The following is a 21923-nucleotide window of genomic DNA, read 5'->3' as shown; positions in this document are numbered from 1 at the left end:
AGGCACACGGCAACGGATGCGTAACTTCAAGCTGACTCTGGCCTATGACGGGGCGGAGTTCCACGGCTGGCAGGTCCAGCCCAACCTGGCCACGGTGCAGGGCACCCTGGCCGCAGCCCTGGAGCGGATCACGGGCGAACGCACGTTGCCGCAGGGGTCTGGTCGCACGGACGCCGGAGTGCACGCGCTGGCGCAAGTGGCCACAGTCGCGCTGGCATCGCCCATTCCAGCCGCCAATCTGCAGAAAGCCCTGAACGACCTGCTGCCACCTTCGATCCGCGTACTGGCAGTGGAAGAAGCGCCGCCGGACTTCCACGCCCGCCACTCGGCGTTGGCCAAGACCTATCGCTATCGCATTTATCGTGGCGCCATCTGCCCGCCGTTTCTCGCCCGCTATGTCTATCACCATCCTTTCCCGCTGGACGAAGAGGCCATGCAACGGGCCGCTCCCATGGTAGAGGGCGAGCATGACTTCACTTCCTTTGCCGCGGTGGACCCGGAGCGGGGCCGCGAAGAGCAGGAAACCTCCAACATCCGCAACATATATTGTTCCCGATTCGAACGGGAAGGCGATGAATTCGTGTACACGGTACGGGGGAATGGGTTTCTGCATCACATGGTGCGCAACCTGGTAGGGACATTCCTGATGATCGGCAAGGGGTCGTTGGACGAGGCTGGCCTGAGGAGGATCCTGGAACTCCGTGACCGTACAGTCGCGGGAAGCACGGCCCCGGCCGGGGGCCTGTACCTGGCGGGCGTGGAGTACTGAAACAGTTCCGGCTTTTCTTGTACGGGCCGGGCGGTTTTGTGATAACAGTAGAGTCCTGACCAGTCCCCCCGAACTGGTGTGGTAGGCCCGACCCCAGGTCATCATCAGGTTTTTCATGGCATCGGAGGCGCAAATCTCGCAGCGGGAGATTGTGTCGCGCAACCCTGCGACCGGGGAGGTTCTGGGGCGCTTCGATTGCGCCACCGTGGCCGACGTGCGGGCTGCGGTCCTGAACGCCCGCGACGCCCAGGCCGACTGGAGCGGGCTGGACGTGCGCGAGCGCCTGAAGGTACTTCGCCGATTCCAGCGCCTGCTGCACGAGTCCAAGACCAAGGTGGCGCAACTCATCACGCGGGAAACCGGCAAGCCGTACGTCGAGGCGCTGCTGACCGAAGTCGTGGTGGTGCTCGACACGTGCCGCTTCCTGATGGCGACTGCCCCGGCCATCCTGCATGACGAGGGCGTGCCGCATGGCAACCTGATCATGAAGACCAAGGTGGGGCGCGTACGACGCGAACCCTGGGGCGTCGTGGGCGTCATCTCCCCCTGGAACTATCCCTTTTCCATTTCTGCCGGCGAGGTACTGGCGGCGCTGGTGGCCGGCAACGGCGTGGTGCTCAAGCCTTCCGAATACACGCCGCTCGCCGCGCTTGAATTGCGCGACCTGCTGGCCGAAGCCGGCCTGCCGAAGAACCTCTTCCGCGTGGTGCTGGGCGACGGAGCCACGGGCGCAGCCCTGGTGGAAGCTCCGGTGGACAAGGTTTTTTTCACCGGCAGCGTAGCCACCGGGCGCCGCGTAGCGCAGGCGGCGGCAGCGCGCCTGATGCCTGTGGTGCTCGAACTGGGCGGCAAGGACCCCATGATCGTGCTGGATGACGCCGAGCTGGATGTGGCCTCGAGCGCGGCGGTGTGGGGAGCCTTCGTCAACGCCGGCCAGACTTGCCTTTCGGTGGAGCGCTGCTACGTGCAGCGGCGCCAATACGAGCACTTTTTGGAGCTCTGCCTGGCCAAGACGCAGCGCCTGCGAGTAGGCAACGGACTGCAACGCGCCACCGACGTCGGCCCGCTCATCCATGAAGGCCAGTTGCGCATTGTGGAGGAGCATGTCGCTGACGCCCGGCTCCACGGGGCCCGGATCCTGACCGGCGGGCACCGGTTGCCGGATCTGGGGCCGAACTTCTATGCGCCGACGGTTCTGGCCAACGTCGACCACTCGATGCAGATCATGCGCGACGAAACCTTCGGCCCTGTGCTGCCCGTGATGCCCTTCGAAGACGAAGAGGAGGCCGTGCGCCTGGCCAACGACAGCGAGTTCGGGCTCTCGGCCAGCATCTGGACCAGCGACCCGCCGCGCGGCGAGCAACTGGCCGCCCGCCTTGAGGCCGGCACCGTGATGGTGAACGACGTGGTGAGCTGCTTCGGCATCAGCGAAGCCCCGCACGGCGGCGTGAAGTCGAGCGGCCTGGGGCGTACGCGGGGACGGCTGGGTCTGGAGGAGATGGTGCGCGCCAAGTACGTCGATTCCGACCGCCTGCCGTACACGAAGAAGGTCTGGTGGTACGGATACGGTCCGGAATTCGGCCCCCAGATGGAAGGCTTTGTGGACTTCCTGTTCGCTCCCTCGCTGCTGCACCGGTTGCGCGGCGGCCTGCGATCCTTCGCGGCCTTCTTCCGGGAAGGCCGGCTGTAGAGCTGGTTTCATAAATAGATTCCGACTCGAATCAGGTACTTATGCGTGGGAGGCGCGTGGGACAAAGCTGTCGGCATGCGGCTTACCGACCGGCAGTGGGAGCTGATCGAGCATTTTTTCCCGCGACCCAAGCGACGACGAGACGGGCGCGGGCGACCCTGGGCCTCGAACCGCGCCTGCGTCGAGGGCATTCTATGGGTGCTGAAAACCGGCGCCCGCTGGCGCGACCTACCGCCGTCGTATCCCAGCGGCTCGACGTGTTGGCGGCGGCTGCGGCAGTGGGAAGATGAGGGCATCTGGGTCGAAGCCTGGCAGCAACTGCTGGCCGCGCTCAACCACCACGAACTGCTGGTCTGGGACGAAACTTTCCTCGACGGCAGCTTCGTAGCCGCGAAAAAAGGGGCGACGGAGTGGGAAAAACCAAGCGCGGGAAGGGGACAAAGTGCATGGTACTGGTCGATGGCCAGGGCATTCCGCTGGGAGCGCAACTCACGAGCGCTTCGCCAGCCGAGGTCACGCTGGCGGAAACGACGCTCGCCCAGGTAAGGGTGCCCTGCTGGCGGCGCGGCCGGCCGCGGCAGAAGCCGAAGCGCATCATCGCCGACCGCGCCTACGACTCGAACCCGCTGCGCGAACGGTTGCAGCGGCGCGGCATCGAGCTGCTGGTCCCGCATCGCCGCAACCGCCAGCGCTGGTGGCGACAGGATGGACGCAAGCTCCGACGCTACCGCCGGCGCTGGAAAATCGAGCGCACCTTCGCTTGGCTGCAGACCTATCGCCGCATCGAAGTGCGTCACGACCGCATCCTGGCTGTCTATCAAGGCTTCTTTCACCTCGCGTGCCTCATGATCACGTTGAGGTATTTATGAAACCAGCTCTAAGCGACGTGGAGGGCCTGGCGGCTGGCGTACGGGCCACTTCGAGTACAATGAGCGCAGAAAATCAGGCCGAAGTGCGCCGGTGAGCGTCGGGTGAGGCTCGCAGGTTCCGGCGGAAGTTCGGCAAGTCCCAGGAGAGGAAAAACCGCCTTGTCCAGCACCGCGAACACCACCACCGCTGCCGCGGCGGTCCCCCAGCTTCCCCACCACAAGGTCAAGGTAAAGATCAGGCCGGGACAACGCGCCTGCAACGAGAAGAACGAGAAGGGGAAGCTCTGCGCCGGTCATCTGAAGCGCTGGTTCTATACTGCGGACGTGCGCGAACAGGCCTGTGGCGACGTAGAGAAGACCTTCGGGCCAGACGCGGTGCTGTACCGCTGTGAGCACTGCAAGACGCTTTACCTTCCCCACCCGGAAGAGCCGCTGGGGTTGAACGTGGCGGGTACCGGCCAGCTCTCGGTGTTCGGCCTGACCGTTCCTGCGAAGGAGAGCAAGGAAGCGCGGTGATCCGCTCTGAACTCATCTACGACTGGAACCAGGCGGGGAGCGGGGAGCCGCAGCCCAAGGCCTTCGCGCTGCTCAACGATGAATCGCTGCGCGATGGCTTGCAGTCGCCCTCGGTCAAGGACCCGACCATCGAGGAGAAGATCGAGATCCTGCATCTGATGGAAAAGCTGGGCATCCAGTCGCTCGACCTGGGCCTGCCCGGGGCGGGCCCGCGCGCGGTGGAGCACGTCGAGCGGCTGGCGCGGGAGATCGTCAGCGCGAAGCTGAAGATCCGCGGGAACTGCGCCTGCCGCACCCACGAGAACGATATCCGGCCGGTGGCGGAGATCGTGCAGCGAACGGGGCTGGACATCGAGGCGGCCACGTTCATCGGCTCCAGCCCCATCCGCCGTTACACCGAGGATTGGACCGACGACTTCCTGCTGCGCACCACCGAGCACGCGGTGAAATACACCGTGTCTCTAGGTCTTCGGTGTATGTATGTGACCGAAGACACGACCCGCTGCGATCCCGAGACCATCAAGCGCATGTACGGCACTGCGATTCGCTGCGGGGCGCGCGCCATTGTGGTGTGCGACACCGTGGGCCACGCCACCCCGGCGGGCGTGCGCGCGCTGCTGGGCTTCATTCTTGACGAAGTCGTGAAGCCTTCGGGCGAAAAGATCCGGGTGGACTGGCACGGCCACAGTGACCGCGGCCTGGCCGTGGCCAACTCGCTGGCGGCGCTGGCGGCCGGCGCCGACTGCGTCCATGCCTGCGCCATCGGGATCGGAGAGCGGGTGGGCAACACCCAGATGGACCAGATGCTGGTGAACCTGAAGCTGATGGGCGTGCCGCCCTGGGACCAGCAGGATCTGAGGCGGCTCAAGGACTATTGCGAGGCGGTTTCGCGGGCCACCGGCGTGCCCATCCCGAGAAACTACCCGGTGGTGGGCAGCGATGCTTTCCGCACGGCGACCGGGGTACACGCGGCGGCAGTGATCAAGGCTTTCAAGAAGAACGATGTCATCCTCGCGAATACCGTGTACTCAGGGGTCCCAGCCCACTACTTCGGCATGGGGCAGACGATCGAGATTGGGCCCATGTCCGGCAAGTCCAACGTTCTGTTCTGGCTCGATCAGCACGGCATCACGCCGGGCGACGAATTGGTGGAACGCATTCTCCGCCGCGCCAAGGCGTCCGACCGGCTGCTGACGGAAGCGGAGATTCTGGAGTGCTGCCATGCGCCGGCCGCGGGGAGAGCCGACTAGCCCCTATGCCCGGCCTGAATGTAGCGCCTCCCGATTTCGGCAACGACCGCATGGTCATGCGCCTGGAAACCGGTTTCGCTGCCGACGTTGAGGAAATCGCGCCGGTGGTGGAGCGCGTGATGGCGGTGGCCGGTACCTTGAGCTTTCCGGAAGAAAAGCAGGCAGAGATCGGACTGGCTCTGCAGGAAGCGCTGGCCAACGCCGTCATCCACGGGTGCAAGCGGGACCGCAGCAAGATGGTGTACTGCTGGGTTGCTTCCGATCCCTTGGGCAACCTGGTCATCGTGGTGCGCGACTCCGGTCCAGGTTTCGATCCGGCGGCGGTCCCCAAGCCGAACATCGGAGAGGGGTTGTACGCCGACCACGGGCGCGGCATCTTCATGATCGGCCGGCTGATGGATGACGTCCGCTTTGCCCGCGAAGGCACCGAGCTGCATATGCGCAAGGATAACCGGCACTGAGCCGGCCTTCGATTGCCTTCAGCGGGGGCCGAACGCATGAGAGCGCATCCGCTCGCGGCAGCGATTATAGTAGGAGGCGCACTCCTGATGACGCCCGTCACCTCCATGCGCGCCGCTGCCCGGGCGGCTGCTCCCGCTCCTGCCATCCCGCGGCTGGCGGACCGCTCCGACGTGCGCGCCGCGCTGGCGTGGTTCCTCGATCACCGCGAAGATCTGCTGGCCTTGCAGATGGAGGTGGTGGGGATTCCCGCTCCGCCGCACGGCGAGCAGCGGCGCGCGGAGTGGCTCCGCGATCGGTTCACGCGGATCGGGTTGGAAGAGGCGCAGATCGATCCTGTGGGCAACGTGCTGGGCCTGCTGCGGGGCGCGTCCGAGGGGAAGCTGGTCGCGGTGACCGCGCACATCGATACCGTATTTCCCGGCGATGCGCCGGTGGAAGTGCGCCGCGAAGGGAACCGGTTGTATGGCCCGGGCATCTCGGACAACGGCGCCGGAGTCACAGCTCTGGTGGCGCTGGCTTCGTCGATGCGCGCGGCGGGCATCCGTCCGGAACTCGGCGTACTGTTCGTGGGCAATGTCGGAGAGGAGGGCGAGGGTGACCTGCGCGGTATGCGGCATCTGTTCACCGACCCGCGCTGGAAGGACCGTATCGCCTACACGGTGGTGCTGGACGGCGCTTCCACCGACACCATCGTGACGCAGGCGCTGGGCAGCCGGCGCTTTGAGGTCACGGTGCGCGGTCCCGGCGGGCATTCGTGGAGCGACTTCGGCACGCCCAACCCCATCGTCATCCTGGCGCGGGCGCTGGCGCGCTTCAGCGAAACCCATGTGCCGCGCGAGCCCAAGACCACGCTGAACGTGGGCGTGATCAGCGGCGGGACCTCAGTGAACTCCATCCCGGAGTCGGCTTCGGCACGCATCGATATCCGGTCCGCCACGGTGGAAGAGATCGACCGCCTCGACCGGGCGCTGCACGAAGCCGTGGCCGCGGAGGTCGGCAGGCGCGAGGCCCGCGGACACCGGCCGGACGCGCTGCTCAGTTATGAGATCAAGGTCATTGGTAGCCGGCCGGGTGCGGAACTCCCCGCGAACGCCCGCATCCTGCAAGTGATGCGCGCCGTGGATGCCTGGCTGGGCAACAGCTCGCGCCTGCACCGCGCTTCGACCGACGCCAATATCCCGCTGTCCCTGGGCCGTGAGGCGGTCAGCATCGGGGCCGGCGGCTCCGGCGGCGATGCTCACACCCTGCACGAGTGGTATGACTCCACCGGCCGCGAACTGGGACTGAAACGCGTCCTGCTCGCCACCTTGGCGCTCGCAGGTGTGAGTGAGTAAGACGCCGCGGCGCAGCAACAATCGCATTCCGCCCGCCAGGTGATCCATGTCCCGCCTGCACAAGGCCCACGTCCTGCTGGTGCTGGTGACGGTGGTGTGGGGCGCCAGCTTCGTGCTGGTCAAGGCGGCGCTTTCCGACTCCACGCCGCTCCTGCTCAACGCCCTGCGCATGGGGCTGGCCGCCGTGGTGCTGGCGATCTACTACCGCCGCGAGTGGGCTCGCCTCACAGTTCCGGTGGTGCGGGCCGGGATTCCGGTCGGCGTGTTCCTGTTCCTGGGCTATGCGCTGCAAACTTGGGGACTGACGGATACAACGCCCGCCAAGTCCGCCTTTCTCACCGGCGTGTCGGTCGTGCTGGTGCCGGTGTTCATGGCCCTGTTCTGGCGGCGGCTGGTGAAGCGGTGGACGGCGGTGGGCGTCGCGCTGGCCTTCGTCGGGCTCTACCTGCTCACAGTGCCGCTGGGAGCGCTTCGGGACGGGATCCGCTTCGGCGACCTGCTCACGTTGGGCTGCGCCGTCGCCTTCGCGTTCCAGATCATCTACCTTGGGAGGGCCACCCACCGCCATCGGTTCGAGCCCATCGCCCTGCTGCAGCTCGCGGTGGCCAGCGTGCTGATGGCGCTGGCCGTGCCGCTGCTTGAGACTCCCTCGGTCACCTGGTCGTCGCGCGTGCTGTGGGCGATTGTTGTAACCGGATTGGCGAGCACGGCAGCGGCTTTCAGCATCCAGGCCTGGGCGCAGCAATTCACGCCGCCCACCCATACTGCACTGATCTTTTCCCTGGAGCCGGTGTTTGCCGGACTGATCTCCTTCTTCTTCTTGGGCGAGCGGCTGGGAGGGCGCGGCCTGCTGGGCGCAGGTCTGATCCTTGCCGGTGTACTCCTTTCCGAACTCAAGGGAGGGGCGGTTGAGCCGGCGGCCCCGCCGGGCACGCCGGCCGAGCAGGCAGAGCTGGAGGAAGCCTAAGTAACGCTTTTGCTCGGGTGCGCGTCTAATGCACTTGGACACGGCTTGCTGCGGAAGAGTGGTTTCTTAACAGAAGTTTTATAATTGAAGTGCAAGCATTGATTTGGAGGACGTTCATGACTTCGGGTTCAGGCAGGTGGTTCGAGCGGCTGCGGAGCCGCCGCATGGCATCGCTGCTTACGGTGGTGGCGACACTTGCGGTGGGTATCCTCATGGGGACTTTGGTCTCCTTCAGCGTGAAGGGTAAGGCTGCCGATCCCGCCGGGGCGAGCCCGGACCCGATCCAAATCCCCGCGCCCCAGCAGCTTTCTTCGGCTTTTTCGCAGATTGCGCGCCAGTTGGAACCGTCGGTGGTGAACATCAACACCGAGTCCACGGTGAGGCCTGCGCCCCGCCGCCGGCAGCCTTCACCCCGGGGCGAAGACCCGTTCCAGGATTTCTTCGATCGCTTCTTTGGCGGGCCGGGCGGTGACGACTCCGATGGCGGCGGAGTGCGCGAGCGCTCCCTGGGCTCGGGCGTGATCGTCGATCCCAAGGGATACATCGTGACCAACGCTCACGTAGTGGAGCGCGCGGACCGCATCCGCGTGCGTCTGGCAAGCGACCCGCCGGGCGTTCCCGGACATGACGCCAAGGTTGTGGGAACGGACCGTGAGACCGACCTGGCGGTGATCAAGATCGAGCCCAAGAGTTCGCTGCCGGCCGCCAAGCTGGGCAATTCCGATTCGGCGGTGGTCGGAGAATGGGTGCTGGCCATCGGCAGCCCCTTCGGCCTGGAGCAGACGGTGACCGCGGGCATCATCTCGGCCAAGGGACGCAACATCGTCCCGCGGCGGCAGTTCCAGTCCTTCATTCAAACCGATGCCGCCATCAATCCCGGCAACTCCGGCGGGCCGCTGGTGAACATGCGAGGCGAGGTCATCGGCATCAACACCGCGATCTTCACGCAGTCCTACGGCTACCAGGGTGTGGGCTTCGCCATGCCGGCCAACACCGTGGCTGAGGTCTACAACCAGCTCATCAGTCCCGAGCACAAGGTGGTGCGGGGCTCCATCGGCGTGGTGTTCAACGCCGCGCCCAACCCGGCCATTGCGCGCGTCTACGGCGTCGAGAGCGGCGTGATTATTGCGGATGTGAGGGCCGGCGGCCCGGCCGAACAGGCGGGCCTGCGCGTGGGCGACGCCATCATCAGCGTCGACGGGAAGCCCATCTCCAGCGGTGACGAGCTGGTGGCGGAGATCTCGGCCCGCCGTCCAGGCACGAAGGTGCGCCTGGGCTACGTTCGCGGCGGCAAGAAAGAGGAAGCGACGGTGACCATCGCGGACCGCGCCAAGCTCTTCAGCGACCGTCTGGGCGACAGCGACGAGGATTCCCAGGACTCGCAGCCCACGGAAGCCCGCCTGGGGATTACCGTGCGTTCCATCACGCCGGAAATCGCGGACCGGCTGGGAACGGCGCCGGGGAAGGGTGTGATCGTGCAGGACGTCCGCCCCGGATCGTTTGGCGAGGACATCGGCCTGTCGCGGGGAATGGTGATCTTCGAGATCAACCGGCAGCCGGTCAACAGCGAGGAGGACTTCCGCCGCATCCAGGGCCAGCTCCGCAGTGGCCAGGACGTGGTCTTCCTGGTGAGAACGAGCCGGGACTCGGGCACCCTCTTTTTGGGTGGGACTCTGCCGTAACCCGGTTGTACAACACCTTTTGGGAGTGGCGTCCGGGTCCGCCTTGTGCGATTATCCCTGTGCCCCAAGCCTGGGGCAAAACTCCCGCTGCGCAGTCTGGCGGCGGTCCTTGAAGGTAGCGATTTGAGGCGGAAAGCAATCAGCGGCTGGGTTGCCGGACTTTGCGTGGTCCTGATGTGCTCAGTGCAGGCGCTGGGGGGGACGCCATCCAAGTCCTCCAAGACCGGCAGCAAGGCCTCCGGGAGCAACGGGCACAAGCTCAAAGCATCCGGCGCTAGCAAGAAGACCGCTTCCGCCAACAAACGCGGCCGCAAGCGGACCTCATGGCGTCGTCGTGGCCAGCAGCAGATCGAGAGCGACCGGGTGCGCGAGATCCAGGCGGCGCTCATCCGGGAGAAATACCTGGAGGGCGAGCCCACGGGCCAGTGGGATGAGCGCTCCAAGCAGGCCATGATGCGTTACCAGGCCGACAACGGCTGGCAGACGCGGACTCTGCCGGATTCGCGGGCGCTGATCAAGCTGGGCCTTGGACCCAAGCACGCGAGCCTGGTCGATCCAGCGAGCGGCCAGCTTCCCGGCGGCGGGAACGCCGCTCCGGGGACTCAGACACCCCAGCCCTGACCCTTCAGCCTTGCCGCACTAGCGGGCGCTGCCGTCGGCACTATCCAGCACCTGGCGCACCTTGCGGACCAGGGCTTCCGTGCTGAACGGCTTCTGCAGGAACTCCGTCCCCGCTGCCAGGACACCGTGGTGGCCGATCGCGTCGTCGGTATAGCCGGACATGTAGAGCACCTTGAGCTTGGGCCGTAACGGAGACAAGCGGGCTGCCAGTTCGGGTCCGCTCATCTGCTCCAGGATGACATCGGTCAGCAGCAGGTCGATGGGTTCTTCCGTGCGTGCGCAGAGTGCGAGCGCCTCGCCGCCATGGCGCGCCTCCAGCACGCGGTAGCCATGGCGGTCGAGGACGCGCCGAACCAGCGCGCGCACGCCCTCCTCGTCCTCCACCAGCAACACCGTTTCGGTTCCCTGGTAGCGTGCCGGCACCGCCGTTGGGAGCGCTCCGGGAGGCGCAGGCTCATCCACCCGCGGCAGATAGACCTTCACGGTGGTGCCGCGACCGGGTTCGCTGTAGACCCAGATGTAGCCGTCGCTCTGCTTGACGATGCCGTACACGGTGGCTAGGCCGAGGCCGGTGCCCTTGCCCTTTTCCTTGGTGGTAAAAAAGGGCTCGAAGACACGAGCACGGGTTTCCTCGTCCATGCCCACACCCGTGTCACTTACGGCCAGCATGACATAGGGGCCGGGCTTGACCGTAGGGTGCTCGTGAGCGTAGCCGGAGTCCAACTCCACGTTGGCGGTCTCGATCACCAGTTTGCCGCCGCGCGGCATGGCGTCTCGCGAGTTGACGGCCAGGTTCATGATCACCTGCTCGACCTGGCCAGGATCGGCGCGCACGCGGCCCAGATCAGACGCCAGGTGCGCATAGAGCGCAATGTCTTCGCCCAGCAGGCGCCGCAAGAGCTGCTCGATTGCGCCCACCACGGTGTTCAGATCCAGCACTTTGGGCTCCAGCACCTGCTGCCGGCTGAAAGCCAGCAGTTGCCGCGTGAGGGAAGTAGCGCGCTCCGCCGCTTTTGCGATCTCGTCCAGTTCGGTGCGCATGGGCGTCTCGCCCTGCACGCGTTCGAGCAGCAGTTCGGTGTAGCCCTGGATGACGGTGAGCAGATTATTGAAGTCGTGCGCGATGCCGCCGGCCAGACGGCCCACGGCCTCCATCTTCTGTGACTGGCGAAGCTGTTCCTCGAGCGCGCGCCGCTCAGTAACGTCTTCGGCGAACATTTCGAACACCGGTGGGCCTGCCGGGGTAACCGGCACCGAGCGTCCGCTCAGCCGCACGGTGATCACGCGACCGTCCTTGCACTTCCACTTGGTCTCGGCCGGTCCGAAGCGGGCGCCCTGGGTGAACTGCTCGAGGCAGGCCCGTCCTTCGCCTGGATCCGCATAGACGTCGGTGGCCATGTTCAGGCGCAGCAATTCGCTTGCCGAGCCATAGCGCAGCATCTCAACCATGGCCGGGTTGGCGTCAAGGATGCGGCCATCGGAGAGGGAACGGCAGATGCCGTAGGCGGCGCTCGCGAACAAGGACCGGTAGCTGGCCTCGGAGCGCCGCAGCGCCTCCTGGCTGCGCTTGTGCTCGATGGCGCTGGCCACCTGCTGCGACACAAACGTCAGGATGTCCTTGTCCCGTTCGCCGTACCGCACGTGCTCGTCGTAACTCTGCACCACCAGGACGCCGAAATTGGTCTCGCCCTGCTTGAGCGGAACGCCCAGCCAATCCACGGAGGGAGCGCCTACCTCGTCTACTTCTCCCTGCCGCACCAGTTCGGTGAAGACCTCCGGTGTGGCCAGCAGCGGCTGGCCGGTCCGCAAGACGTAGGCCGTCAGGCCGCGGCCCACGTTCATTCGCGGGGGAGTGACGTCCTGCTCGTCGACGAAATACGGAAAGTGGATGGTCTGGCTGGGAGCGTCGTAGAGCGCGATGTAGAAGTTGCGTGCATCCATCAGCTCGCCGACGATGCCGTGGACCTCGGCATAGAAGCGCTCGAGGTCGGCGGCCGAGCTGGCCTGGCTGGCGATGCGGTACAAGGCCTGCTGCAACTGCTCGGCGCGCTTGCGCTCGGTCACGTCCACGGCCGTGCTGAGGATGGCCGGCCTCCCGCCATACTGGATGATGCCGGTGCTGGATTCCAGCCAGCGGACCCGGCCGGTTTGCGTCAGGATGCGGAATTCCTGCTGAGCCGGTATGGACTCGCCCCTCAATAAGCGAGCCGCGCGCTTCAGCATGAGGTCTCGGTCGTCGGGATGCAACAAGTCTGCGGGACGCCGGGAGAGCAGATCGTCACGGGTATAGCCGGTGATTTCCTCGGCGACGGGATTGGCGTACAGGAATCGCTGTTCGTCATGGATGTAGATCAGGGCGCGGGCCGTCTCGGTGACGGTACGGAACTTGCTCTCGCTCTCCCGCATGGCTTCCTGGCTGGTCTTGGCCTCGATCGCGCGCGCGATCTGGTGGGAGACGAACGTCAGAACCTCCTTCTCCGGTTCGCCAAAGCGGATGTTCGGTTCGTAGGTCTGCAGGGCCAGCACACCGAAGGCCTGCTCGCCCCGCTTCAGCGGCACTCCCATCCAATCCAGGGACCGGGAACCCACTTGCTCGGCCACGCCGCGACGGGCCAGTTCCTCGATTTCCTGGCGCGTAGCCAGGAGGGGCTGCCCGGTTCGCATCACATACTCGGTCAGTCCCTTGCCGAACGGGCGCGGAGAAGGAGGTTGGTCCACCTGATCCACAAAGTAGGGGAAACGCACGGTGTTGGTGGATTCGTCGTGCAGAGCGATGTAGCAATTCTTGGCGTACATCAGCTCCCCGAGAATGGCGTGGATGGAAGCGTACAGCTCGTCGAGCGTCGGAGCCGAGCTGGCGGTCTCCGCAATGCGGTAGAGGGCGGATTGCAACTGCTCGGCGCGCCGGCGTTCGGTGACGTCGAAAGCGGTGGCGAGGATGGCGGCCTCACCGCCGAACTGGATGGTGCTGGCGCTGAAATCCAACCAGCGCACCTCGCCGCTCTTGGTGATGATGGGGAACTCGTAGCGGCTGGTGACCGGCTGGCCCTGCTGGCGCTGCGCCGCCCGTTCCTCCACCACCCCGCGATAATCCTCGCGCACCAGGGCCCAGGGCGACATCTGCATCAGCTCCTCGGCCGCGTATCCCGAAATCCGCTCGCTGGCGCGGTTGGCGTAGAGGAAGCGTTGACCATCATGGATGTAAATGGCGGAGGCCGCAGTGTCCGCTACGGCGCGGAACTTGGCTTCGCTCTCCCGCAGGGCCTGCTCGGTGCGCCGGCGATCCGAGATATCGCGCTGCGTCCCCCAGATGCGCACCAGACGGCCGTTCTCCACAATGCCCGTGGAGTTGTTCAGAACGTAAATCGTGTTGCCGTAGCGATCCACATCGTGGGACTCAGCTTCCAGCGTGCGGTAGCCCTCGCGGATGAAACTTCGCAGACGCTCCACGTTGTGGGGATCGGCGGGTGGCATCAAGTCGGCGATGCGTTTCCCCAGCATCTCCGTCGCGAAATCGAAACCGTAATCGCGCGCCAGGGCGTCATTGCACTCGGCCAGCCGGGCGTTCTCGAACAGGCAGCGGATCTGTTCGTCTTCGGGAAGATTGGTCGGCATGGGCGGGTCTATTTCATAGCGACGGATGCCCTCCGAACTCTGCGTGACGAAGCTGCGGTACCGTTCCTCGCTCTGCTGCAGGGCTTCGTTGGCTCGCTTGCGGTCGGTGATGTCGAAAGCGGTCCCCAGCACCGCCGGTCCGCCCTCGTAGTCGATCATGCCGGCGGTGTAGTCCAGCCAGCGGACCTCGCCGGTCTTGGTCAAGATCTTGATCTCGTACCGGCTGGGAACGGGCTGTCCGCGCTGGCGGGCGAGGGCACGCTCTCGAGCTAACTCCCGCAGATCCGGGTGCACGAGGTCCAGAAAGCTGGTGCGCAGCAGTTCCTCCCGCGTGTAGCCGGTGATGGCTTCTGTAAGCGCATTGACGTAACGAAAGCGCGTGTCCTGGTAGATAAAGATGCCGCACGCCGCGGTTTCCGCCAGAGCCCTGAATTTCTCTTCGCTCCGGCGCAGGGCTTCCTCGGCCCGCTTGCGGTCGGTGATGTCGTGCGCGATTCCCTGCATGCCCGCCAGTTTGCCGTCCACGTAGAGCGGCCGGGGATTGACCTCGACGGTAAGCCGTCGTCCGTCCCGGGCGACCATCTCCACTTCGAAAGGCCCGGGAAGCGGCTGGCCGGACATCCGCCGGGCGATGCGCTCTTGCACCATAGCGAGTTGCTCCGCAGGCAACAGGTGAGCGATGTTCAGGCGGCGCACGTCCTGCTTTCCATAACCCGCGAACTCCCGGGCCAGCCGGTTGGCGGCGAGGAAATTGCCGGCCAGGTCGTGCACCCAGATCATGTCGCTGGCGTCCTCAATCAACGCCTCCCAGAACTCCCGGCCGCGCTCGAGCAGAGCCGCGGCCGAACCCCGGCTCGAGGCCTGCACGGCTGGATCCACTGCGTCCGATGCGGCGCCTTGAGAACTCGAGGGGCTCTTCGGGTCCCCAACCAATGTTGCCGAAGCGTCCTTGCCGGGACCGGAACGGGGTCCCGGCTTCGATGAGGTCTGCTTGCGCGACGGCCGTCGGGGCTTCCGGGTCATGGTCTGAATGAGTTTTGCTTTCCCGCAAGCCTGGGCCAGAGTGGCGGGAAGGTGGTCATGGAGCCGGGTCTTTCGGAAATCGTACTTTTATAGCGCAATGCACAGACTTCTCCAAGCCAGGCTCTCCGCGGAACGATACGCTACGGTCGCAGTGAGACTTGCGCGTTTGTCTGCACCGTCGTTAGGATGGCGGTTTGGGTTTTCGGGAAAGGAGCCGCTGGAACGCATGGCCGAAGCCAGAGTGTACAAGAACCTGATCGGTGGGCAGTGGGTGGAATCCCGTACCGGCCGCACTTTTGAGAATCACAACCCTGCGGACACGCGGGACCTGGTGGGCATCTTTCAGCGTTCCGGCCGGGAAGACGTGGATGCAGCCGTGGCTGCCGCCAAACACGCCTTTGAGCGCTGGAGACTGGTCCCCGCTCCGCGCCGGGCCGAGATCCTCTACCGCGCCGGTCAGCTCCTGATCGAACGCAAGGAGCAATATGCCCGCGATATGACCCGCGAGATGGGCAAAATCCTGGCGGAGACCCGCGGCGACGTGCAGGAGGCCATTGACACGGCCTTCTACATGGCCGGAGAAGGCCGCCGCCTTTTCGGCCCCACGGTTCCTTCCGAGCTTCCCAACAAGTTCGCCATGGCGGTGCGCATGCCCATCGGTGTGTGCGGCATGATCACGCCCTGGAACTTCCCCATGGCCATTCCCTCCTGGAAGCTGCTGCCGGCCCTGGTCTGCGGCAACACTTGCGTCATCAAGCCTGCCCAGGACACGCCGCTCTCCACCCTGAACCTGGTGCAGACGCTGGTGGATGCCGGCGTGCCGGATGGCGTGGTCAACCTGGTGACGGGGTTCGGTTCGGAAGTTGGCGCACCCCTGGTGGAGCATGCGGACGTGCGTGCTATCTCTCTCACCGGGTCTTCCGATGTAGGCCGGCGCATTGGGGAAGTGGCGGCCCGCACCTTCAAGCACTGTTCCCTGGAACTGGGCGGGAAGAACGCCATCATCGTGCTGGACGACGCCAACATCGACCTGGCCGTGGATGGCGCCCTGTGGGGCGGCTTCGGCACCACCGGACAGCGCTGCACGGCCGCCAGCCGCGTCATCGTGCAGAAAGGTGTTTACAAGGAGTTCGTGCAGAAATTCGTTGACCGCGCCCGCTCCCTGAAGGTGGGCAACGGCATGGACGAGAGTGTGCAAATGGGCCCGCAGGTCAACGCCAACCAGATTCAGACTACCTGCACCTATGTCCAGATCGGCAAGGGCGAAGGCAAACTTCTGTGCGGCGGCAATCCGCTAACCGCGGGCGACTACGCGCACGGCCACTTCTATGAAGCCACCATTTTCGGCGACGTGGACCCACACGCCCGCATCGCGCAGGAGGAGATCTTCGGTCCCGTAGTCTCGGTGATTGCCTGTGACAGTTTTGAGCAGGCGGTCGAGATTTCCAATGACATCCCCTACGGCCTCTCCTCAGCCATCTACAGCCGCGACGTCAACAAGGCCTTTCGCGCCATGCGCGATCTGTATGCCGGCATCACCTACGTGAATGCGCCCACCATCGGCGCAGAAGTGCATCTGCCCTTCGGCGGGACCAAGGCCACCGGCAACGGCCATCGCGAGGGCGGGATCGGCGCCATTGATTTCTACTCCGAGTGGAAGTCGATCTACGTCGACTACTCCGACCACCTGCAGCGGGCGCAGATCGACAACGTGGAACTATAGTTACAGCCCCAACGCCCAGGCGCAGCGGAAAGAGAAGCGGGAATGATTATCGGCGTCCCCAAAGAAGTGAAAGACCACGAGAGCCGCGTGGGCATCGTGCCTTCGGGAGTAAAGGCTCTGGTCGAGGCCGGCCACAAGGTGCTGGTCGAGACTCGGGCGGGTGAGCTGTCCTCGATGTCCGACCGCGACTACCAGCAGGCAGGCGCTGAGATAGTCGCTACCGCCGCCGAGGTCTGGAGGCGGGCCGACATGGTGGTGAAGGTCAAAGAGCCCATTGCCAGTGAGTTCGGCCACCTGCGCGAAGGTCTGGTGCTGTTCACCTACCTGCACCTGGCGCCCCTGCCCGAACTCACCGAGCAGTTGCTGCGCCACAATGTGACCGGAATCGCCTATGAGACCATCCGCGACGCGCACGGAACGCTGCCGCTACTGACACCTATGTCGGAGGTCGCAGGCCGGATGGCGGTGCAGGTCGGGGCCTACTATCTGGAGGCGGAGCGCGGAGGCCGCGGCCTGCTGCTGGGCGGCGTACCGGGTGTGCCGCCCGCCAATGTGGTGATCATCGGAGGCGGCATCGTGGGCACCAACGCCGCCAAGATCGCGCTCGGGATGGGGGCGATCGTGACCATCATCGACGTGAACCTGAATCGCCTACGTGAACTCGACGACATCTTCGGCGCACGCATCCTGACCCTCGCCTCGAACTCCTACACCATCGCCAAGGCCACCAGGAAATCGGACCTGGTCATCGGCGGGGTGCTGATCCCCGGCGCCTCCGCCCCCAAGCTGGTCACCGAGGCCATGGTGAAGGAAATGAAGTCCGGAGCCGTGATCGTCGATGTGGCCATCGACCAGGGCGGCTGCATCGAGACCGCCCGGCCCACCACCCACAGCAATCCGGCATACATCGAGCATGGCGTCGTGCATTACTGTGTGACCAACATGCCTGCGGCCGTGCCCCACACCTCCACGCTTGCCCTGACCAACGCGACTTTCCCTTACGTCATGAAGCTGGCCCGGGAAGGGCCGGAGGCGGCGATGCGCTCTGACAGCGCCATCCGCGAAGGCGTCAACACCTTCCGCGGGCACGTGACCTATGCCGCCGTCGCCCAGTCCCAGGGCAAGCCGGTTCGGAACCTGAACGAGCTACTTAACTAAAGGGACCCCCCACTTTCGGGGCAGTTCGCTCCAACCTCTGGGCCATTGGCGCCTTTCCGGGTTCTTTGTAGCATGCCCGACGACCCTTTGTTACGGAGGCATGCAGTCGTGAAGAGTGACCGTTGGCGCTCGCTTCTCCACTGGTTCTTCCTGATGATCCTGGGATTTGTTGTCACGCTAGCGGTGGCCGCCCTCGTCCGTCTCTAACCCTCGGGTCTGGGGTGGTGGGTTCCCGACCTGGAGGACTGCGGCCAAAGCGCCAGTTGGGACGTTCCCGCCCGCCCGGTCGTTCCTCCCAGAAGGCTCTCCTGATAGGCGCAGTGCAGCAATCGCTTGAGTGCAGGACGCAGGCGGCTCACGTCTCCGTCGCTCAGCAGCAGCCGCAGGTTGCGCCAGCGATGGTCGCCTTCGACTTGTGCCAGCTCTTCCAGACGTGCGGTCTCACGCAGGAGCCGCAGGTTGCGGGTGCGCACTTCCATCCGCAAGGAGTGCTTCATGGGACGGAACTGGAGGAAGTTCCGGGCCTTGCCGTGGGCGGCGACGCCGATGTGGTCGCGGTGGTAGACCGGTTCCAGTGCCGGATCGATCTCCCGCAACAGCGCCAGGCACTGGTCCAGTTGGCTGAGCGAAGCGGAAAACCCCCGCCGCTCCCATTGACAACGCCCGCAGGTGACATCTTCTTCGGCTTCCAGCTGCCGAAGGTCCAGGATCTTGGCGAAATGGACCACCAGCTTGTTGTCCGTCTGGATGGCGCAAAGCTCTAGGGCGACGACGGGCATCACCCGCTGGAGCAGCAGGAGCACGTTCTGGAAGCGCGCCTGGACTTCCTCGGCAATCAGGACAGCGCAATGGAGGTAGCGGGGAGACCGGCGCTGTTCGAAATCCCAGTACTCGATGCAACGGATAATGTGGCTCTCGTCCATCCGGCCGAGCATGATCTCCACCACATATCGACGGCCGTGCTGGTGGCTCTGCAAGAGCAGATCCAGCCGCCCGGAACCGGGTACCGGACGCTCAACTTGGCGAACCTGAAGCGTACCCAAGCCCAGAATCGAGGGATCACTGGCGATGAGATCGCGAAGCCAGGTCTCGCGGTATTCGGGATGGTCCTTGAGCCAGAGCCGGCTGCCCCGGGCATACTCGAGGCTCATTCGCAATTACCCCCTGACAGGGAAGTGGCTGAAGCTTGTTGGGCCCGCTGGGAGACGTGTTACTGAATCCTAACTTCCTAAAATGGGAAATTATCCTCCTTGTAACCGTTGGCCTGTTGGAGGTACCCTCTATTGTTTTGAAATCGGAACATCGACCCTCCACCCGAGCGGGAAGGTCACTTCCAGTCGGGCAGCGCGTCCCAGGGTCGGCTAGAGCGGGGTGAAAACAAGGGAGGCGGGCATGGCATCACCGGGGCACCAGCTGCGCTTGATTCGCGAAGAACTGAACTTGACCATCCGTGAAGTGGAAACCGCCAGTTGCCGTATCGCAGCGCGGCGGCGTAACCCGGAGTTCGCCATCTCCCTGAGCCGCCTCTCGGATATCGAATCCAAGAACATTCTGCCCAGTATCTACCGGTTGTATTCGCTGGCCGTCATTTATCGGCGCGACTTGCGCGAGCTGCTTGGGTTGTACGGCATCGATGTGAATGACACCGCCGCTGACCTGGACGTGGCGCCGCAGCCCGGTTCCCGCCGGCTGGAGGCTCTCAATGGGGTTACAGCCGTACGCTTGCCGGTGCGCATCGACCCCGGCTTCGACCCGCGCCGCACCTTCAACCTGGGTCGCATCGTCGAGCAGTGGGGAACCGTTCCCCTGGCATTCCTGGCCCGGTTTTCCCGTGACGAATACACCTACGCATACATAGGGACTGAGGACTTCACCATGTACCCCCTCTTGCTGCCGGGCACGTTTGTCCAGATTGATGAATCCCGTACCGAGGTGGCGCGAGGCGGCTGGCGCAGCGAATATGAGCGGCCGATCTATTTCCTGGAAACGCGCACCGACTTCATATGCAGCTGGTGCACCCTGGAGGACGGGAACATCATCATCCAGCCCCATCCCCTCTCGCCGGTTCCCGTCCGCATCCTGCGGCATCCGCAGGATGCCGAGGTCATCGGGCAGGTGGTCGGCATTGCCATGCGCATCAGCGACTGGCGCGCGGGTGGCCTTGAACCAGGGACGAAAGCGCCGAAAGCACTGCATTGAAATGACGGGCTGAGCCGCCTCCCAGGTCGGACGGCAGCAGGGCCTCCCGGCGCGTACCGAGCCCGTTCACATAAGCTTCGGCTTCCAACTCCTGCTCAACCGCAGACTGCTCGGCGTCTTCCAGCAGCTCGGGCAGCGGCGTGCGCAGAACCTCCAGGAACAAGGACTGGTGCACTTCCTGCAGTGCGTCTTGCACCGCCGGCTCTCCGTGCACACGCTCCAATCCCCAGTGGCGGTAGCGCCCTTGCTCTCGTAGTCCCGCCACATACACCAGTTTGCTCCACCGGCCCGGCACGCGGCTGAGGGTGGTTTTCAGGAAATCTTCCAATGCCGAGAACAACGTCATAGCTGTTCCATGTTCCGAACTAAGAACACCCTCCATCTTCCTTCGGCAAGCCACTCAGCGAGCCGTCAGACTCCCTGTGGTGCGCATCCGCGCCCAAGGAGAATCCCATGAAAACCCTGATTCGTCTGTTGCTTACCACGCTTCTGCTGGTCGGTACGTGCTCCACGCCATCGCTGGCCGACGGCGACCAGCCCCCTCTCTGCAGACCCGGTGCTCCGACCTGCAAGTAATTTCCGGATTCGGAACAAACGAAGTTCCGGCTTGTGGGCTGCTGCGGCGGGCGGTATGCTTCCTGCGGCAGCCCATGTTTCCCTACGCTCCCGACGTCTACGTTGCCTGGCTGGTGGCGTTCCTGATCCGCTGCGCCATCCTGGTCCTTATGTGGAAAAAAGGCCTGGCCCGGACGTTCCCGGTTTTCTTCTCGTACACGCTGGTAGTCAACCTGCGCTCGGGCCTGGGCCTGTATCTCACCAGTGTGGACCTCAACCTCGCCTTCTACGCGTACTGGATTGGCGAAGCCGTCAGTGTGGCGCTGGGGCTGGCTGTCATCGGCGAACTCTTCCGGCATGTTCTGGAACCCTATCCGACCCTTGATCGGCTCGGCCGCACAGTGTTTCGCTGGGTAGCCGTGGGATTGGTGGTTCTCGCTCTGCTCAGTATGAGTTTGCCGGCCGGCGAAGATGACATTTTCATGAGTACGATTCTTCCAGTCGCACGGGCAGTCCGCATCCTGCAGTTCGGCCTGCTGTTCTTCCTTTTCGTATTTTCTTCCTACTTTGGCCTTGGCTGGCGTCATCTGGTGTTTGGCATCGCGCTCGGCATGAGCCTGTTCGTCAGTGTCGAACTCACCGCAGTGAGCATGCGCTCGGAATCGGGTTGGATTGCACATGAGACCTGGTCCCTAGTTACCCGGCTTTCCTATGTCGCTGCCACGCTGATCTGGTTCTGGTACATCGCGGTTCCCCGGCCCGCGGAACAGGCCACACAGAAAGTGCCAGCCCGCGAGACGGTGGAGCGCTGGAACCAGGCGCTGCTGCAATTGCTACAACGATGATCTTCTCTCTCCTCTTCGTGCTGGTGTCGCTGGCGGGCGTCGCCGTGCTGTTTCGCGCCCTGCGCGGGCAGGCTGCGGCCGTCCAGTCGCTGGATGAGGTCGAGAGCCTCACCCAGCCGGTGGACTTGGAGGCCTTTCGCAACCTCATGGATCCCTCCCAGGAGGCCTTCCTGCGCGAGCGCCTTCCGGCTTCCGAGTTCCGCCAGGTGCAGCGGGAGCGCCTGCGCGCTGCGCTGGAATATGTGGGCCGCGCCGCGCACAACGCGGCCCTGCTGGTGCGTGTCGGCGAGGCCGCGCGAGCCAGCGCCGATCCCGAAGTCGCTCGCAGCGCTCAGGACCTGGTCAATCGCGCCCTGCAGATGCGCCTGTACGCGCAGATGGCGCGTGTGCAGATCGGTCTGCTGATTGCTTTCCCCCAGGCTCGCCTCTCCCTCGGCCAGGTCATCGAAAGCTACACGTTGCTGCGTGAGCGGGTCGCCCATCTGGTCCGCCTGCAGCAGCCAGCATACGCTGCCCGCATCGTTTCCGCACTCTGAATCGCTTCAGCGTTCCGCTTTCGGAACATGCCAGAAGGGACTACCTGGCACGATGGCCGCCCATGGCCGGTCGATTCCAGCCAGCCGACGGCGGAGCGGGCAGGAGCGG

At 64.7% G+C, this 21923-nt stretch carries 18 protein-coding genes; 15 read left to right on the top strand and 3 right to left on the bottom strand.

Going from position 1 to position 21923, the window contains the following annotated elements:
* Nucleotides 1–16 precede the first annotated feature (16 nt).
* The 10 genes from truA to VNK82_08710 all read left to right on the top strand — a co-directional run bounded on the left by truA (nt 17) and on the right by VNK82_08710 (nt 10160).
* Nucleotides 17–769 carry a tRNA pseudouridine(38-40) synthase TruA gene (gene truA, locus VNK82_08755; GenBank protein HXE91037.1) on the top strand — a complete coding sequence of 251 codons (753 nt, stop codon included), beginning with the start codon at nt 17–19 and terminating at the stop codon, nt 767–769.
* Between the two features lie 115 nt (nt 770–884).
* Nucleotides 885–2459 carry an aldehyde dehydrogenase family protein gene (locus VNK82_08750; GenBank protein ID HXE91036.1) on the top strand — a complete coding sequence of 525 codons (1575 nt, stop codon included), beginning with the start codon at nt 885–887 and terminating at the stop codon, nt 2457–2459.
* 296 nt (nt 2460–2755) lie between these two features.
* Nucleotides 2756–3328 carry an IS5 family transposase gene (locus VNK82_08745; protein HXE91035.1) on the top strand — a complete coding sequence of 191 codons (573 nt, stop codon included), beginning with the start codon at nt 2756–2758 and terminating at the stop codon, nt 3326–3328.
* A 159-nt stretch (nt 3329–3487) separates the two neighbouring features.
* Nucleotides 3488–3844, top strand: a complete 357-nt coding sequence (locus VNK82_08740; protein HXE91034.1) for a hypothetical protein — start codon at nt 3488–3490, stop codon at nt 3842–3844.
* Nucleotides 3841–5094: a LeuA family protein gene (locus VNK82_08735; GenBank protein HXE91033.1), complete on the top strand. Its 1254-nt coding sequence runs from the start codon at nt 3841–3843 to the stop codon at nt 5092–5094. Before VNK82_08740 ends, VNK82_08735 begins: the two co-directional genes overlap by 4 nt.
* A gap of 5 nt (nt 5095–5099) precedes the next feature.
* On the top strand, nt 5100–5555 hold the full coding sequence (locus VNK82_08730) for an ATP-binding protein (protein HXE91032.1): 456 nt from the start codon (nt 5100–5102) through the stop codon (nt 5553–5555).
* A gap of 87 nt (nt 5556–5642) precedes the next feature.
* Complete coding sequence (locus tag VNK82_08725) at nt 5643–6890, top strand: M20/M25/M40 family metallo-hydrolase (protein HXE91031.1); 1248 nt, start codon at nt 5643–5645, stop codon at nt 6888–6890.
* Between the two features lie 46 nt (nt 6891–6936).
* Entirely contained in the window at nt 6937–7857 is a 921-nt protein-coding gene (locus tag VNK82_08720; protein ID HXE91030.1) for a DMT family transporter, read from the top strand.
* A gap of 164 nt (nt 7858–8021) precedes the next feature.
* Complete coding sequence (locus tag VNK82_08715; GenBank protein HXE91029.1) at nt 8022–9539, top strand: Do family serine endopeptidase; 1518 nt, start codon at nt 8022–8024, stop codon at nt 9537–9539.
* Between the two features lie 123 nt (nt 9540–9662).
* Nucleotides 9663–10160: a peptidoglycan-binding domain-containing protein gene (locus VNK82_08710; protein HXE91028.1), complete on the top strand. Its 498-nt coding sequence runs from the start codon at nt 9663–9665 to the stop codon at nt 10158–10160.
* An 18-nt stretch (nt 10161–10178) separates the two neighbouring features.
* Here VNK82_08710 and VNK82_08705 read toward each other — a convergent pair whose 3' ends face one another.
* Nucleotides 10179–14654 carry a PAS domain S-box protein gene (locus VNK82_08705; GenBank protein ID HXE91027.1) on the bottom strand — a complete coding sequence of 1492 codons (4476 nt, stop codon included), beginning with the start codon at nt 14652–14654 and terminating at the stop codon, nt 10179–10181.
* A gap of 370 nt (nt 14655–15024) precedes the next feature.
* On the opposite strand from VNK82_08705, the gene VNK82_08700 reads away from it, so the two are divergent.
* Together VNK82_08700 and ald are read left to right on the top strand one after the other, a co-directional pair.
* Nucleotides 15025–16521 (top strand): aldehyde dehydrogenase family protein, encoded by a 1497-nt coding sequence (locus tag VNK82_08700; protein HXE91026.1) that lies wholly within the window; start codon nt 15025–15027, stop codon nt 16519–16521.
* A 42-nt stretch (nt 16522–16563) separates the two neighbouring features.
* On the top strand, nt 16564–17679 hold the full coding sequence (gene ald / locus VNK82_08695; protein ID HXE91025.1) for an alanine dehydrogenase: 1116 nt from the start codon (nt 16564–16566) through the stop codon (nt 17677–17679).
* A 203-nt stretch (nt 17680–17882) separates the two neighbouring features.
* On the opposite strand, the gene VNK82_08690 is transcribed toward ald, so the two are convergent.
* Nucleotides 17883–18830, bottom strand: coding sequence for a hypothetical protein (locus VNK82_08690; protein HXE91024.1), 948 nt, complete (start codon nt 18828–18830; stop codon nt 17883–17885).
* A gap of 241 nt (nt 18831–19071) precedes the next feature.
* Here VNK82_08690 and VNK82_08685 point away from each other — a divergent pair, with 241 nt between their 5' ends.
* A complete protein-coding gene (locus VNK82_08685; protein HXE91023.1) occupies nt 19072–19878 on the top strand; it encodes a helix-turn-helix transcriptional regulator in 807 nt (268 codons plus the stop codon).
* On the opposite strand, the gene VNK82_08680 is transcribed toward VNK82_08685, so the two are convergent.
* On the bottom strand, nt 19817–20224 hold the full coding sequence (locus VNK82_08680) for a hypothetical protein (GenBank protein HXE91022.1): 408 nt from the start codon (nt 20222–20224) through the stop codon (nt 19817–19819). The two genes, VNK82_08685 and VNK82_08680, sit on opposite strands and share 62 nt — an antisense overlap.
* A 304-nt stretch (nt 20225–20528) precedes the next feature.
* On the opposite strand from VNK82_08680, the gene VNK82_08675 reads away from it, so the two are divergent.
* Together VNK82_08675 and VNK82_08670 are read left to right on the top strand one after the other, a co-directional pair.
* Nucleotides 20529–21278, top strand: coding sequence for a hypothetical protein (locus tag VNK82_08675; protein ID HXE91021.1), 750 nt, complete (start codon nt 20529–20531; stop codon nt 21276–21278).
* The gene (locus VNK82_08670; GenBank protein ID HXE91020.1) at nt 21275–21814 is read left to right on the top strand and encodes a hypothetical protein; all 540 of its coding nucleotides are present in this window, start codon (nt 21275–21277) and stop codon (nt 21812–21814) included. Before VNK82_08675 ends, VNK82_08670 begins: the two co-directional genes overlap by 4 nt.
* Nucleotides 21815–21923 lie beyond the last annotated feature (109 nt).

The organism is Terriglobales bacterium, from assembly GCA_035573675.1.
Classification (GTDB): Bacteria; Acidobacteriota; Terriglobia; order Terriglobales; family Acidobacteriaceae; genus DATMAB01.
The sequence above is the reverse complement of the archived record's forward strand: the minus strand, read 5'-3'. Positions and strand labels throughout refer to the sequence as shown.